This window comes from Ureibacillus suwonensis, from assembly GCF_042655065.1.
Taxonomy (GTDB): domain Bacteria; phylum Bacillota; class Bacilli; order Bacillales_A; family Planococcaceae; genus Ureibacillus; species Ureibacillus suwonensis.
Map to the genome: position 1 here is coordinate 1 of NZ_JBHSNQ010000030.1, position 15,683 is coordinate 15,683.

Sequence of the window (15,683 nt, forward strand, 5' to 3'; positions counted from 1 at the left end):
TCCGATAACTTGGTTCATATCCTTGTGCCAACCACATCATTCGTATACTGTCCTTTAAAAGGGCTTCCATTTTTCGACCTGAAAAGACAGACTGCGAATAGGCACACAAAATAATTTTTAGCATCATGCGTGGATGATAAGCAGGACAACCTGTATTTCGAAGAAACGGCAGGAAGGCTTCATCTGGAATACTTTCAACTAAATAGTGAATATGGAAGGCAATATCATTTTCTTGTAATTTTATTTCTAAATCTAGAGGTAAAACTAATTGATTCATGTTATAATATTTAAACATAAGGACCCTTCTTTCTGTTAGTTTTGGTGGTAACTTAATTTTNCCATGAAATTTCATTCCAACATTTCATGGGCTGTTTCCATATTAGAGGAGGGTTTTGTCCCAGCCACTACAACCACTCTCCCTATTTCTCCTTTTTCTTTACTGCAAACCAAATCTCGCTATATACATTGTTCATATCACTTAAATCGCCTGTAAAGGAAATATTGGGTGCTTCCACTAATTCATAATCCGATGAAGGTAGCCATTCTGAAGCAATTTTTGCCCAAGTTTCTTGCATGACGTTTGGGAATGGGCCTTTTGATGAAAAAATCGCCCAAGTAAGTGCAGGCACTTTTACGACATCAAATTCTTCAAAATCCACATCTTTTGTAGTTAAGTAGCCGATCATATGATCAAGACTCCCTTTTTCCTCCATACATCCATCATCAAAATTAAAAGATGCGTTTACGACTTGAAATGGTTCCATATCAGCATAGCTTCGTAACTTTTCCCTTTGTTCTGGGGTAATGCTCTTTGCTAATTCCACGATTTCTTGATTAATTCCTTTAAATTGAATGGGAACTCTTTTTTTCTTTCCTACAATTTTAAAGGATTCCTTTTTCTCGATTCGATAGTCCATATCGATTCCTCCCTTTATGGTTAATTGGAAGGAGAGCTTCGGAAATGCTTTCAGCTTCGTTGACTTTCTTACTTCTGACGGGCTAATACCTGACCATTCTTTAAAAGCACGGGAAAATCCGTCTACCGATTCATACCCATATTTAAATGCGGCTTCTGTGACACTCATTCCCTCATTTTGCAAATCAAAGGTAGCGTTAGATAATCTCCTATTTCGAATATATTCACCTAAAGTCATTCCTGAAAGAAATGAAAAAATTCGTCTAAAATGATAAATCGAAGTCCCTGTAATTTTCTCAATTTCCTTTTCATCGATTTCGTCATTTAAGTGGGCTTCAATATATTCCAACGCCTCATTAAGACTTTTCAGCATTTTCCTTCCTCCTTCAGTTCATAGTTTAGTATCTGACTCATTTTCTTACCCGATATTCTTAGAATGACTTTTATCGGAATAATGGTGAAAATGAACTGGATTCGAACCACGAATTAACCAAAACTTTTTCAGATCATAACCTATATTGTTAGTTATGGAAATGAATTTACTTTGTTCTGGAGGTATCGCATGACCAATTTTTTATCTTTCAGCGGGGCCGTTACGGCAATCAGTGATTTTTTCACGGGGCAAAGGGGCGAAATGGAAGGTTGCAATAAATTGTTTACAGTGGAAGATGAATCCGGTTCAATCGTCAATTTTGTCGTCACCCCTTCAACATACTTCATCAACCAAGAAACAGTCATGATTGGAGACAAAGTGACGGGATACTATAATGGCGATTTGCCGGCCATTCTCATCTATCCACCCCAATATCAAGCCCTTGTGATAGTGAAAGAATATCCGGACCGGAATGTGAAAGTCAGCTATTTCGATCATCAATTGTTAAGCAGCGATGGGCAATTGCAATTACATTTATCTCCTTTCACCCCCATTTTGATGAGTAATGGGCAACTCTTTTCAAAATATCCTGGAAACCGGGATTTAGTCGTTATTTATGGACCAACAACCCGCAGCATTCCTGCCCAAACCACACCATTTCGGATCATCGTTTTATGTTGATTCGCAAAAAATATCCTGTATTTTTCCAATTAAAAACCCGTTTTGAAAAGGCTTTATATTTCAAAGCGGGTTTTTATTATTTGTCGGGTTTGATTTCAAGGGAATATTGTTGATTGCTTTTTTCTTCAGATGGTTGAGACTTCTCCGTATCAATAGTGAGATTCAAATTGAACAAAATAAAGAAATCATTGCTTTGCTAAAAGATATTGCAGAAAAGAATAAAGGAAGTTAAAAAAGTGGGTTTGATTTCCAAATCCACTTTGAAAGCTTCCCAAAATACGAGGATTCCCCAAAATTATTCCTTTCCTCCACTTCAACCTTCCAAAGTTTTGACCATAATATAATCCGTTTGCTCCTCATCGCCCAAATAAAAGGTATGGGAGCCGGTTTTAACAAATCCCATTTTCTCATAGAAACCAATGGCATTTTCATTCTTTTCCCAGACGCCAAGCCAAATTTTTTTCTTATCTAACGCCTTTGCAATTTCAATGGCTTTATTCAGCAAAGCTTTTCCAAGTCCAAACTTTTGATATTTTTTCCGAATGTAAATCCGTTCGATTTCAAGGGATTCATCCCCCATTTCTTCCGTCTGGGCATCATGGATATTCAGCTTCAAGTAGCCGGCCACTTCATCTTGCACATAAACAAAGTAAAAATGCGAATGGATATTGGATAATTCCCTTTCAAGTTGCACCGGATTAAAAGCCTTTTCCAAATAGGCTTTCATATTATCCGGCGAATTTTGATCCTTGAAGGTTTCATAAAAGGTTTCCCTGCCGACCTTTTGCAATGTTTCCATATCTTCAAGGGTGCATTTTTTTATTTTGAATATCATAAGAGTCGCTCCTTACATCAATAATTTCGTTTATTCCCTTTTTTGACATACTCCCAATCTTTTTCCACATTTTTTCTTACCCGTTGCAAAAGATGGAACAATGCTTCCACTTCTGATTCAGAAAGTCCTTTTAAAGCCACGGCGTTGGAATAATCGTGTTCTCTTTTAAGCAATGGATAAATGCTTTTTCCTTTTTCAGTTGGGTATAATTTTTTAATTTTTTTGTTGTTTGCATCGCCGCGCTTTTCAATAAAACCATTTAATTCCAGCTTCTTAATGGCGCGGGAGGCAGTAGTCCGGTCCACTTTTATCATTTCCGCTAGCTTTTCTTGAATGATGCCCGGATTTTCGCAAATTCGAACAAGATATAAGTACTGTCCTTTTGTTAAATCAAATTCTTTAAATTCGATATTGCTGATAGAATCCAACGCTCTTGCAATCATGCCAATTTCTCGAAGAACTTCTTTCATTGTAAACCCTTCTTTTTGTTGCAAATGCAATATTTTATAAAGATTTTATTTGATTTTTGTTGTATTTGCAATATTTTTCAATACAAGGTGGAGGTATCCGCACTAAATTAGGTTGTAAATGCACTAAAAGAGGTTGCATCCGCACCAAATAAGATTGTAAACGCACTAAAGGAAACTCCATCCGCACCAAATAAGGTTGCAAACGCACTAATGGAAATACTATCCGCACCAAATTAAGTTGCAAACGCACTAATGGAAACTCCATCCGCACCAAATAAGGTTGCAAACGCACTAATGGAAATACTATCCGCACCAAATTAAGTTGCAAACGCACTAATGGAAACTCCATCCGCACCAAATAAGGTTGCAAACGCACTAAAGGAAGTACCATCCACTCCAAATAAAGTAGTAAATGCACTAATGGAGGTAACATCTGATCCAAATAAAGTAGTAAACGCACTAAATCGATTAGTAAGCGAACCAAATAAAAAAACTTCCTATGCTAAACAGATGCGAGAATCTGTCTATCATTAGGAAGTCTGCATATTTTATCGATTTGCATATACGGCTCTCTTTTGAATTAACTCCTCATAAGCTTGAAGATATTCTTTGTATAATCGATCCACCAGCTGCTCTGTAGAAGTAATTTCTTTGATAACCCCAATTCCTTGGCCGCTTCCCCAAATGTCTTTCCAGGCTTTTTTGCCGGCTTCTTTAAAGTTCATGGCTGAAGGGTCGCTTTCTTTCAAATTATTCGGGTCCAAGCCGGCGTTAATGATGGAGCCTTTCAAATAGTTCCCATGTACGCCTGTAAAAAGATTGCTGTAAACAATATCTTCTGCAGAACTATCCACAATCATTTGCTTGTATTCCTCCGCCGCCCGGGCTTCATGGGTTGCAATGAATGGAGAACCAATATATGCAAAGTCGGCTCCGATTGTTTGTGCAGCTAAAATAGAGTGTCCGCGTGCAATCGCTCCCGATAAAGCTAATGGACCATCAAACCATTCCCGAATTTCTTGTACAAGAGCAAACGGGCTTTGGGTTCCAGCATGTCCACCAGCTCCTGCCGCCACTGCCACCAGTCCATCTGCCCCTTTTTGAATGGCTTTTTTGGCAAAGGTATTATTAATGACATCATGGAATACAAAACCGCCATAACTGTGGGCAGCCTCATATACCTCTTCCCGTGCACCAAGGGACGTAATAATAATAGGAACTTTATACTTTACGCAAAGCTCCATATCCTTTTCCAATCGGTCATTCGTTTTATGGACAATTTGGTTGATGGCAAAAGGCGCAGCAGGTCTGTCCGGATTTTTGGCATTGTAGCTGGCGAGTTCTTCCGTAATCTCCGCCAACCATTCATCCAATTGACTGGATGGTCTTGCATTCAATGCCGGCATAGAACCCACAATTCCTGCTTTACACTGGGCAATCACTAGCTTTGGTGTACTAATAATAAACATCGGTGCCCCAATCACGGGAAGACGCAAATTTTGCAACACTTTAGAACATTTCCCATCCAAACCCCTCCTTGTTTTATGACAATTAAAAAGATTATACGAGAATTTATGCTACAAAAATAAGAATATATTAATATTTATAATCTTATTTGGTAAATTATGCAATTATTTTTTTATAAATTCGAATATTTTATAAATTCGAATACTTCCTTTCATCGATATTCTTACAAATCGAGTAGGAGGGATTGATTAGCTCCCGTCCTCTCACACCACCGTACGTACGGTTCCGTATACGGCGGTTCAATTAAGATAATTGACGCAAGTCTTTATAACTTCCGTGAATAGCTGTTCTCTTTATGCCAGTGGTCACTCCACCCTCCAAGAGGTCTCCCACGGGATTCACCGCTTCCTTCCTCAAGTGAGGTACTACGTTTTCTGTGTTCATCATGACTCACTGAATGCCAAGGGCTATTCTCTCTTAATTGTTCGGTCCTTCTTAGTAGTTCTAAACCAACTAATACGATGACCTCTGCTGACTTCTGTCTTCGGGGTTCGGGACTTACACCCTATCGTTCATGTACATGCCGGGCGCACATAAAAGGCAGTTTAGTAAGCTTCTGCTTCATCTAAACTGCCGCTTGCAATTCATATTATTTTTCCATCGATTGCTCTGTTCTTGGGAATTCATCAAAATAAGGGGATAAATAAGTTTCTCTTACTTCATGACGGATCCATCCCATAATGCCCACAATTAACACGAACACAGCCGCCGATAAAACAAAGGATTTGAAAGAATCTTTATATCCCGCAAGGAATAAAAAGACGCATAAAATAATGGTTAAAACGATTGAAAGCATTAATAAAGTAGTTAATAATAAATCTTCACCCATGAACAACATTCTGACTTCCGGTTTAAAGGCGAATAACAGGATGAATCCTGCAATTAATTGCACTACCGTAATCCATAAGCCCACTTTGGCACCAAATAATTTCAGGCTTTGTTCATAATCTTCCAAACCGCCTTTTTTTCGGCTTTTGTATGCGTAAAACAGGAATACATAAAAGCCGCCTGTAGCAAGACTGGCAAGGATGAAATGCAAATATCTTTGCCAAATTTGCGGATAATACAATAAGCTAGGGAAAAATCCTTGAACCTCGCCCCACTTGTCTGGATACAGCATCGAAGTAATATTCACGATGAAAATAAGCGGGATATATAACAATATCAACATTGCTGCAAATCCTACAAGAATATGCAGCGCTTTTTTATTTTGCCACTTATCCCATGTGAATTTATAAAGATATAACAAAAGAAATGCAATGATTAATAAAGGAATGACACTGATCCATATTTTCCCGATTAAAATGGTGCTGGAATAAAAATATTGAGTATAAATCACGCTAATAATGAGCAGTGGAGCTACCCCCATTACAACAGCGATGCTTTTATGAATGGATGCGTGGAAAGAACAACTTTTTGCCATCTTATCCAAGAAAGCACTTTTTTTAATTTTCCCGGCAATCTCTAATCCCACTGCTCCCGTTACAAGTGAAACCGTAAAATTTACAAATAGAATATGAATGATAAAGGTTAAGATGATTAATAATTCCATTAAACCCAGAGGTGCCGGAATTGGTAACGCATTATCAGGAGAAATCGGCAAATTATTCATTTTGACTTACCTCCTTTTCATTATTTACGCGGTCAATTTCTGATTTCAAATAGGCTGCTAAGGCATCCAATTCTTCTTCAGTTCCCATGAAAGGAGGCATGGCAACCCGCACCGTATGCATGGTTGGTATATAGTTTTTCAATGCTTCTTCATCCCATCCGGCTAAACGCTTTCCTAACGCCCTTTTTGTTCTCCAACCATCGATGGTATGGCAAGCAATACATTGGCCTACAAAAACTTCTCTTCCGGCCTCCACTTTGTTTTCTTCCGTAATTTCCTTTTCTTTTGCCCAAGTCGCATTGGCTAAAAAGCCCTCTTCATTCATTTTTTCCCAATCTTGGGCGAGAAGTCCGTTTGCGTACATGTAATCATAAATGATGAAAGGTTTTCGAATGTATTCCCTTACCACCTCAAATTCTCCGATAAATCCGATGGACGCACCAAACACTGCTATAGAAAGGATAATGGGCACTTTTTTCGGGCTTCGGATAAGCCAAACAGAAAAAACCAGTAAAATCAATAATGCAAGACCATTGATGATTTTAAATGTACTTTCGGTCATTCCTGTTGCCAAAACAATCATATTGTAGGCTTGATCTGGAATGGACCATAAATACCAAAGCCCTAAAACGAAGGTCATTGGCAAAGAAATCGCACCCCAAAAACCGAATACTTTAAAGGATTCTTCCCTCAGTGAAAGGTCTTTTACGAATAGACGTATGAATAATGAAACAAGTACAATCGCCAATAAGATAGCTAAGAACATTCGGAATCCTAAAGAAGGCAAATACGTTGGGTTAAAGAAGGCATTCCAGAATGAGAATGTCTCAATCCATTTCCCGGGTGTCAATTTTGCTGCCAACACGCCTGTGATAATGGCCATTGTCAGCCATGAAACAATACTTAAGCCAACTCCTATATAAATATGTTTTCTTTTCTTCTCAGGATCTTGCCAACGGTCCCATGTGTAATAGTAAATGATTAATAGAATGACTTCGGTGATAAAGCAAACCCATTCTGTTACCCAAGCCCAGAAAAAGATTCGCAATAAAGAACCAATCGAATCCGGCTGAATGACCGTTGTCGAAAACCAGATTCCCACACCGGTCATCGCTCCTACTGTTGTAGTGATGATTAAAATCCATTTCGCAATGTTTTTGGCCAACCCATCTAGTTTTTGATTGTTCGTCTTAAACGCTCGATGTTCCAAAGATACGGTCAAAACGGATGTTCCAATGGCTACACCATGGCTGATAATGACGTGGACAATGGCGATCATCGCAATGACCGTCCCGTTTCCGAGCCATGAATAATCCACTGATGGAAAATTCATTACTATTCCCCCTTCTCATTTTTTCACCATCATCTTATAAGACAGTTGTGAAAAAACATTAAAGTAACTGTAAAACATTTGGGAAGTGGGGGATATTTTACAAATCCTTTTCATCTCTGCCATAAATTATTCCAAAATAAGACGGCCGTTTTTTAATGGCAAAAAAAGGGCGGCTTCTGAAAAGTCATTTCAAGACGCCCCCTTTGCGGCTTTAGCTAGAGTTTTCGCCGCAGATAAATTGCGACGAGGAGGCGCGTTTTGTAACCACCGCAGGGAAAGTTTTTAAGAGAATATTACTATAAGAAGTAAGGCTGTTTCAGAAAGTGTTCGACTTTCTGGACAGCCCCCTTTAATTATTTATCCTTTTTATCTTTATTATCGCCTGATAATTTGTTTTCAATTTTATATTCATCCATTTTTTCGGATAGCCATTTTGTATATTGTTCGTTTACTTTTTGTTCTAATAAATCTTGATATACTTTGTCTTTCACATCTTCAAATTTGGCTTCTTTTACTTCTTTTTTGTCTGTCACTTTTATGATATGGTAACCAAAATCAGTTTTGACTGGCTCGCTGGAAATGGAACCTACTTTCATGGAGAATGCAGCATTTTCAAAGGCTTCAACCATTTCGCCTCTGCCAAAGTAGCCTAAGTAGCCACCTTTGTCTTTTGTACCTGTATCAGTGGAATATTCTTTTGCAAGTTTAGCAAAATCTTCTCCATCATTTAATTTTTTAATGACTTCTTTAGCTGTTTTTTCATCGTCCACTAGAATATGGCTTGCTTCAACTTGTTCTGCTTGATTATAGGAATCCTTATTTTCTTCAAAGTAGGATTTCAATTCGTCGTCTTTAATGTCAACATAGTCTTCCATTACTTTTTTTGTTAGTAAATAATTTTTAATATCTTTCTTTACATCCTCTACATCCATATTATAAGAAGAAAGCAATTGTTTGAAACTTTCTTCCCCTCCGTATTGGTCCACATAGTCTTTATACTCCGCTTCAATTTCGTCTTTCGTTACGGAAACTTTTTGTTTTTTCGCTTCTAACTCCACAATTTTATTGGCAATTAAATTATTTAATACTTCTTGTCCATATTGTTCCGTGAGAGCTTCGTTTAATTCCGCTTTTGTGATTTTTTCTCCATTCACCGTTGCTACTGATTCATCATCTCCGTTTGAACATCCTACTAGCATGGCACTTAAAGCTAACGGAATAGTAATCATCTTCATCATTTTTGGCATATTCATTTTGTTCATTTAAATCCTCCGCTCAATATTTTATCGTTTCACTTGCAGAAACAATGCAAAAACCGTTTTATGTCAAGTGTACGTCAAAAACTCGCTTACTAATTATACCATATTTTAGTTTGAAACAGTTACGATACTTGTTCAAACTGGCTTTTATACAATTCTTCGTAGAATCTATTTTTATCAAGAAGTTCTTGATGGGTTCCTTTCTCCACAATTTCTCCAACTTTCATGACTAAAATTAAATCCGCATTTTTAATGGTTGAAAGACGATGGGCAATAATAAAGGACGTTTTTCCTGTTTTCAATTGTTCCATAGCGCGCTGAATTTGTAGTTCTGTCCGTGTATCCACAGAACTCGTTGCTTCATCTAAAATCAATAACGGCGCATTTTTTATCATTACACGGGCAATCGTTAATCATTGTTTTTGTCCATTGGCGGTATCCAAATTGCACATTTTTAAATTCTATCTCCCCTTTAACATGCTCCACTTTTGCAAGTTTCGGATGTTCCGCATCCAATTCTTTTTCTTCCAAAAATTCAAATACCCGCTCACTGGCCGCTTGCGCTGATTGTAAATTTGTTCCCACTTGAGCAAATTGGGTTTCTGAGTAAATAGACGAATATAAATTATAAACGCCACAATCGTTTCAATGGTGATGGCATCAGTTGTAACAAGGTAAGCACCAACAATACACACAGCTACATAGCCAAAATTTCCGATAAACTGCATATCGGCATCATCAAGCTGGATAAAAATTGCGACTTCCAGGCATTCTCATATAATCCGGTCATTGATTGCATGGAATTTTGCTTTCGCAGGCGCTGCTGACACAGTCCACGTATTCGCGAATAGTTCCGTCCACAATCATTTGATGAGCAACATCCAATTGATTATATAAATCATCAAATTCTCTGTCATCTAAAATTTCGATTTCATGCATGCTTTTCTCTATCATTTCATTTTGACTAATATCGATAGATTTTGAATCATACGGGGATATCTGCTATGTGGGCGTGTATAAAGAGAAAACCATAATGGAGACAAGGAAGGCAGAATTCACGGATGCTTTGCTGATAGGGGATGGTTCTTCCTGAATACTGAAAATCTCAAGTGAAGGGACAGGTGAAGGCCTATGGATATTCTTCATTTTCAATCGAACCTTTTTCTTTAAATTAGAGACCTTCACCAAATATGTGTATTTTCTACTTGTCAATAACAATATCCATTCAATTTAATTCGCTGTGTTATCAAATTGGTTTGGACTTTCTAATATTGAATTTTCATATGCAATTAGTGTTACATTTAATTTTTTCTCTAGTCGTTTTATTTCCTTGAGTTGTTCTTCATTTAATTCTGCATATTTACTTTCTCCCAAAAATAATCCCTACCTTTTAACAATTTTTAAAATCCTGATTTAATTATGGAAATTTACTATTGGATTTATACATAAAATTTCAATCTAGAAATCAGAGCACCAAAGTTTATTTCAACAACTCTAACATTTTTGAACATACTAGTATAAAAAATGATAGGCATATATACTCAAACTTATCTCAACAAAAAAAGAAGGGCTGCTAAAAATATTAGTACACCCTTCAGAGATTTGGATTTTTAATATTAATAATTTTTAGAGTTCATCAAAACCATTCAAATCACTAATCTTAGTATATTGACGATTTCTTTGTTCAAAGAAATCCGTTTTTGTTTCATCAAAATTATCTACATATGCACGAATCCATTTCATTGGATTATTAATATGCATTGCGTATATTTCACTTAATCCTATCATTCGTAACATTTTATTCGCTCTATATTTAATAAAACCTTCCATTTCATCTAAATCAATGCCTTCTACACCATTTAACACATAGTGAGACCATTCCACTTCCAATTCTACAGAATTTCTAAATTGTTCATAAACCCAATCAGTAAAATGTTTTGTATTTAGCTCAGGATTTTCTCCCAATGTTGCCCGAACTAATTCACAAATAAAACGACCGTGTTCTAATTCATCTCGGTTAATGTAACTAATCATTGTAGATGTTCCAACCATTTTGTTTTGGCGCGCTAAATTATAGAAGAAAGCAAAACCTGAATAGAAGAATAATCCTTCAAGTATTGTGGAATATACTAATGTTTTTAATATATTTTCTAAAGATGGCTTCTCGACAAATTGATTATATATCTCCATTATATTTTGATTACGTTTAAGTAAAATCGGATCACTTCTACCAATTTCAAAAGCTTCATTTTGTTTATCTAACGATACTACGGAAGATAATATATAAGAATAGCTTTCATTATGCACTGCTTCTTGTTGTGCAATGACAGCTAAAATAGATTGTACTGATGGATCTGTGGCATATAAGGATGTGAGTAGAATGGTCCTTGTTTGCGATGAATCTAATGTCGCTAAAAGGCTAATTACTTTTAAAAACGTATCTTGTTCCTCCGTTGATAACATTGGAAATTCCTTCACATCATTCGACATATTCACTTCATCAGACTTCCAGAAATTACTTAACAAGCGTTTATATGTTTTATACCAATGCGGATACTTAATATCATTCCAATTTAAAATACCACTCGATTTTCCTCCAAACAGTGCAGTTGCTCGATTTGGATTCATTGGATCTAATGTTTTTACCTTTTCAAGCAAGTTTGGTGACATCTTTAACAATCCCTTCTATCCATTTTTTTACGATTTTTTCTTGACTTCCTCTAGGAGATTGTTCAATTTTTAAAGGTTCCCAACGACTATTGTAGAATCTTGCTAATTTCACAGCCGCCAAGCAAAATAATTCATCGCCCCCAAACTGAGTATCACCAGTACCAAATACTGCAATATTTTTTGGTTTATAGCCTATTTCCCATACAAAATCCTTAACTTCAATAGGTAATGCACCCTTTGCCCAAGTAAAAGTACCAATAAATATTAAATCGTACATTTTAAGATTGATTGGCAAATTGACTCCGATTCGATGCATATCCACTTGAAATTTCTTTTCTTTTAATACTTCCTCAATAATTTCTGCAACTTCTTTTGTATTTCCACTATAAGATAAATAAGCTATTAAAGCCTTCAACTTTGACACCACACACATTCTTCTACTTCATTCGATGTAGAGCGAACATAATAGGTTGTTTTTAAACCTGATTTCCATGCTTGAAAATGCAGATCTAGCAGCACTGATGCCTTTATCGTGTTTGGAACATAAATATTAAATGAAATGCTTTGATCGATATGTTTTTGACGAGCAGCATTTTGTTTGATTGACCATCTTTGGTCCACAATATAAGCTGAACGGCGATAAATATTATACGTTTTATGATTTAAATCAGGTGCAGTTGTCGGAATTCGGTAATCCTTTTTCTCCTCAATATAAAAAGGTTTAAAGATAGGATCAATACTAGCGGTGGAACCTGCAATAATCGAAGTTGTCGCATTAGGTGCAATGGCCATTAAATATCCATTTCGAATTCCATATTTTTTAACATCTTTTTGAAGTTGCATCCATCGTTCGTCTGTATAACCTTTATAAATAAAATACTCACCAGAACTCCATTTACTTCCTTCAAATAATGGATAACTGCCCTTTTCTTTGCTTAACTCCATACTGCTTCGAATCGTGTAATAAGCTATTTTTTCATAAAGTTCATCTGCATATTGTACTGCTTCTTCTGATTCCCATTCAATATTCTTCAAAGCTAATAGATGATGCCAACCAAATGTTCCAAGTCCAATGGCCCGGTATTTTTTATTCGTGATTTCTGGTTGTTTAATTGGCAGCGTATTAATATCAATTACATTATCTAACATGCGAACTTGAATTTTAATCAAACGTTCTAAAACATTATCAGGTACAGCACGGCCTAAATTGATAGAACTCAAATTGCAAACAACAAAATCACCAGCTTTATATTTTTTTACAATTATATTTTCGTTTTCGATATATTCTTCAATAAATTCTGTTGGAGATTGATTTTGCGCAATTTCCGTACATAAATTTGAACAGTAGATCATACCTTGATGGGAATTGGCATTTTGGCGGTTGACTTCATCACGATAAAACATAAACGGTGCGCCAGTTTCTAATTGGGATCTCATGATTCGCTTCATAATATCTATTGCTGGAATTCTTTTTTTGGAAGAAAGATTGGCTTGAATACATTCTTGATACTTTTTACGCCACTGTCCATCGCCCTTCTTTTCATCATAGAAGTCTTCTAGCGAGTAACCCATCACTTGTTTCACTTCATATGGATCAAATAAATACCAATCTCCCCGTTTTTCTACCTGTTCCATAAAATAATCGGGTATACATACTCCTGTATATATGTCATACGCACGCAACCGTTCATCACCATTATTGAGTTTCAAATCAAGGAATTCTTCTATATCACGATGCCATACATCTAAATACACACTAATAGCGCCTTTTCTTGTACCAAGCTGATCAACACTGACTGCTGTATTATTTAATTGCTTAATCCATGGTATAACACCACTTGACATGCCTTTGTATCCTTTGATGGAACTACCTCTTGCACGAATTTTCCCCATATAAACACCGATACCGCCTCCATTTTTAGAAAGCTGGGCAACATCGCTATTACTATCATAGATTCCTTGTAAGCTATCATTTACAGTATCAATAAAGCAGCTAGATAACTGCCCATGTGTTTTTCCGGAATTTGCAAGTGTTGGGGTCGCAACAGTCATATACAGATTGCTTAAAGCCCAATACGCTTCTTTTACATACTCATTTCTCATGGATTTATCTTCGTCTTGCATAAGGTACATCGCAATAATCATCCAGCGTTCTTGTGGCAATTCATAAACATTTTTCTCATAATCCGTTGCTAAATAACGGGTTGCCAAAGATAGAATAGCGGGATATGTAAATAACAAATCATGTTTAGGTTCAATAACTGATTCAAAATACTCAATGTCTTGTTTTGTATATTTCATTAATAACTTTTCGGAATAGATTCCTTTTTCGGTCAATATCCGAATCAAATCATAAAACGATCCATAAGTACGATTATGATTAAATTCATATCCTCTGTTTCTTGCTGCTTTATAATAAAGATTTTGTAAAAAAATTCTTGCTGCAATATAGGTCCATTCTGTATTTGCTTCATCAATATTTTCAAGAGCATACTTAATTAAAATATCTGCATCTCTCTCATCGAATGGATTGGTTACTCCTGCTTTTCGAATCTTCTCTTTGTATTGGTCTGATGCCAACTTGAAATCATTAAAAATACGATCGATGAATTCAGAAAGTGTTTCCTGTTCAATACTTTGATTTCTTGTCACCTTAATTCCTCCCTAAAAATAAAAAATCCGTCATTCTCGGGGAATAGACGGAAAAAGGAAGAATACGACAGAAATAAAACATATGTAAAATATATCTTTTCCTATCGTTTCTCCTTCTCACACCCCGAAGAATAGAAACTACAAAGTATGGCAGGTCTCCTGGCTCGTGTATCCTCCTACTATAGCCCTTCCCGTATCGTCACCTTTCAGTAAATCGATACAGTGGTTTGCTAATTCGTCCACACTTACAGTTGCGGGGGCAGCTCCAGATTCTCACTGGATTCCCTATTAAGGTATTAAAAATTACCACCATAACTTTATACTCAACATTTTGTGTTATTAAATTTTAAACTACACAATATATAGTGTATGTTATCATATAAAATTCATGCTTACAATCTTAAAAAGTAAATCTAAAATATTTACAAATCGTTTTCATCTAGTATTCTCTTAACTAACTTGCAATATATATAAATTTGGGCTATCTATAAACTATTTATTTAGTTTTTCCATAAGATTTGCTGATAAAAGGGATTTCTTCGGTTTTAGTTAATTTATTCGCTTCAATTGCCATTACAAAAAATACATTCGCTAAAAGTCCTAAAAACTGAAACAAAATTTCCGGCACTTCTCTCTCTTCGCTTACTTTGTGTAAAGCACGATAGCTCTTTTTCGCTTCACTTCGACAAATATGCAATCGAGTCGCCAACTCAGAACCTTGTGGCAAAACGAATTGCTTATTTGTCTCGCCTGCTCGTTCGACAAAATCATCATATACAGATTCCAGCCACATTAAATCTTCTTCTGTAATCGCTAAACGCCCTCTTACAGATCCATTTGCATGATAAGCTAGCGGTTGGATTTTTCTTAAAATTTGAGTGATTTCTTCAAACTTATGTTCATTTTTGCTTACACTTATGCAATCTCCTATTTTTGTCGTTAAGCTGTCTGTCATAATTTCATAATCTACCAAGCAACTTTTCTCCCGCATAAACGGATAACTAATATAACGCCAGTCTTTTGCCATAGATATCTTCCCTCCCAAAAAGAAAAACTGCTGATTAGTATATCCGATGTGGTGCAATCATGTAAAGTTTTGTTATACTATTGCATTTATTAAATGATTTATGCTAGATTATAGTTAATTTCATATCGAGGGTGTTTAAGTGCTCTTCTTTGAAGAGTTAAAAGGAAAACTAGTGAAAATCTAGTACAGCCCCCGCTACTGTGAGGATGGATGAAACTAACAATAACCACTGAATGTTACATTCGGGAAGGGTTAGGAGTAAGAGGAAGTCCGAGTCAGGAAGCCTGCTTAAACACTTTGCAAACGTCTTTTCGGGTGGGAAAAGAAC

General features: G+C 36.3%; 16 protein-coding genes, 1 pseudogene and 2 riboswitches. Of the genes and pseudogenes, 1 reads left to right on the forward strand and 16 read right to left on the reverse strand.

What is annotated here, in order from left to right:
- Together ACFPOH_RS02220 and ACFPOH_RS02225 are read right to left on the reverse strand one after the other, a co-directional pair.
- A partial coding sequence (locus ACFPOH_RS02220) for a transposase (protein ID WP_390308759.1) occupies positions 1-295 on the reverse strand: 295 nt, incomplete at its 3' end.
- A 124-nt stretch (positions 296-419) separates the two neighbouring features.
- Positions 420-1,289 (reverse strand): AraC family transcriptional regulator, encoded by an 870-nt coding sequence (locus ACFPOH_RS02225; RefSeq protein WP_342580590.1) that lies wholly within the window; start codon positions 1,287-1,289, stop codon positions 420-422.
- 189 nt (positions 1,290-1,478) lie between these two features.
- On the opposite strand from ACFPOH_RS02225, the gene ACFPOH_RS02230 reads away from it, so the two are divergent.
- A complete protein-coding gene (locus ACFPOH_RS02230) occupies positions 1,479-1,970 on the forward strand; it encodes a hypothetical protein (RefSeq protein WP_342580591.1) in 492 nt (163 codons plus the stop codon).
- Between the two features lie 313 nt (positions 1,971-2,283).
- On the opposite strand, the gene paiA is transcribed toward ACFPOH_RS02230, so the two are convergent.
- The 14 genes and pseudogenes from paiA to ACFPOH_RS02300 all read right to left on the reverse strand — a co-directional run bounded on the left by paiA (position 2,284) and on the right by ACFPOH_RS02300 (position 15,355).
- On the reverse strand, positions 2,284-2,805 hold the full coding sequence (paiA, locus tag ACFPOH_RS02235; RefSeq protein ID WP_390308761.1) for a spermidine/spermine N(1)-acetyltransferase: 522 nt from the start codon (positions 2,803-2,805) through the stop codon (positions 2,284-2,286).
- Between the two features lie 17 nt (positions 2,806-2,822).
- Positions 2,823-3,275, reverse strand: coding sequence for a MarR family winged helix-turn-helix transcriptional regulator (locus ACFPOH_RS02240; RefSeq protein WP_342470959.1), 453 nt, complete (start codon positions 3,273-3,275; stop codon positions 2,823-2,825).
- Between the two features lie 34 nt (positions 3,276-3,309).
- Positions 3,310-3,759: a hypothetical protein gene (locus ACFPOH_RS02245; protein ID WP_390308762.1), complete on the reverse strand. Its 450-nt coding sequence runs from the start codon at positions 3,757-3,759 to the stop codon at positions 3,310-3,312.
- Between the two features lie 64 nt (positions 3,760-3,823).
- Complete coding sequence (locus ACFPOH_RS02250; RefSeq protein WP_390308770.1) at positions 3,824-4,744, reverse strand: NAD(P)H-dependent flavin oxidoreductase; 921 nt, start codon at positions 4,742-4,744, stop codon at positions 3,824-3,826.
- Between the two features lie 647 nt (positions 4,745-5,391).
- On the reverse strand, positions 5,392-6,414 hold the full coding sequence (locus ACFPOH_RS02255; protein ID WP_390308763.1) for a cytochrome ubiquinol oxidase subunit I: 1,023 nt from the start codon (positions 6,412-6,414) through the stop codon (positions 5,392-5,394).
- Complete coding sequence (locus ACFPOH_RS02260; RefSeq protein WP_390308764.1) at positions 6,407-7,747, reverse strand: c-type cytochrome; 1,341 nt, start codon at positions 7,745-7,747, stop codon at positions 6,407-6,409. Before ACFPOH_RS02260 ends, ACFPOH_RS02255 begins: the two co-directional genes overlap by 8 nt.
- A 353-nt stretch (positions 7,748-8,100) precedes the next feature.
- Positions 8,101-9,009, reverse strand: a complete 909-nt coding sequence (locus ACFPOH_RS02265) for a peptidylprolyl isomerase (protein WP_342470953.1) — start codon at positions 9,007-9,009, stop codon at positions 8,101-8,103.
- Between the two features lie 119 nt (positions 9,010-9,128).
- Positions 9,129-9,821 (reverse strand): annotated as a pseudogene (locus ACFPOH_RS02270) (ABC transporter transmembrane domain-containing protein); the annotation flags it as partial.
- The gene (locus ACFPOH_RS02275; RefSeq protein WP_245989590.1) at positions 9,793-9,945 is read right to left on the reverse strand and encodes a hypothetical protein; all 153 of its coding nucleotides are present in this window, start codon (positions 9,943-9,945) and stop codon (positions 9,793-9,795) included. The gene ACFPOH_RS02275 and the pseudogene ACFPOH_RS02270, both read right to left, overlap by 29 nt.
- 291 nt (positions 9,946-10,236) lie before the next feature.
- Positions 10,237-10,380 (reverse strand): uroporphyrinogen-III decarboxylase, encoded by a 144-nt coding sequence (locus ACFPOH_RS02280; protein WP_390308765.1) that lies wholly within the window; start codon positions 10,378-10,380, stop codon positions 10,237-10,239.
- Between the two features lie 252 nt (positions 10,381-10,632).
- Entirely contained in the window at positions 10,633-11,676 is a 1,044-nt protein-coding gene (locus ACFPOH_RS02285; protein ID WP_390308766.1) for a ribonucleotide-diphosphate reductase subunit beta, read from the reverse strand.
- The gene (locus tag ACFPOH_RS02290) at positions 11,657-12,109 is read right to left on the reverse strand and encodes a flavodoxin (RefSeq protein WP_181733300.1); all 453 of its coding nucleotides are present in this window, start codon (positions 12,107-12,109) and stop codon (positions 11,657-11,659) included. The genes ACFPOH_RS02285 and ACFPOH_RS02290 overlap by 20 nt, the downstream gene beginning before the upstream one ends.
- On the reverse strand, positions 12,088-14,283 hold the full coding sequence (locus tag ACFPOH_RS02295) for a ribonucleoside-diphosphate reductase subunit alpha (protein WP_390308771.1): 2,196 nt from the start codon (positions 14,281-14,283) through the stop codon (positions 12,088-12,090). Before ACFPOH_RS02295 ends, ACFPOH_RS02290 begins: the two co-directional genes overlap by 22 nt.
- Before the next feature lie 177 nt (positions 14,284-14,460).
- Positions 14,461-14,658: riboswitch (cobalamin riboswitch) on the reverse strand.
- A gap of 166 nt (positions 14,659-14,824) precedes the next feature.
- Positions 14,825-15,355 carry a hypothetical protein gene (locus ACFPOH_RS02300; protein WP_208651347.1) on the reverse strand — a complete coding sequence of 177 codons (531 nt, stop codon included), beginning with the start codon at positions 15,353-15,355 and terminating at the stop codon, positions 14,825-14,827.
- Between the two features lie 120 nt (positions 15,356-15,475).
- Positions 15,476-15,661, forward strand: a riboswitch (cobalamin riboswitch).
- Positions 15,662-15,683: the final 22 nt, after the last annotated feature.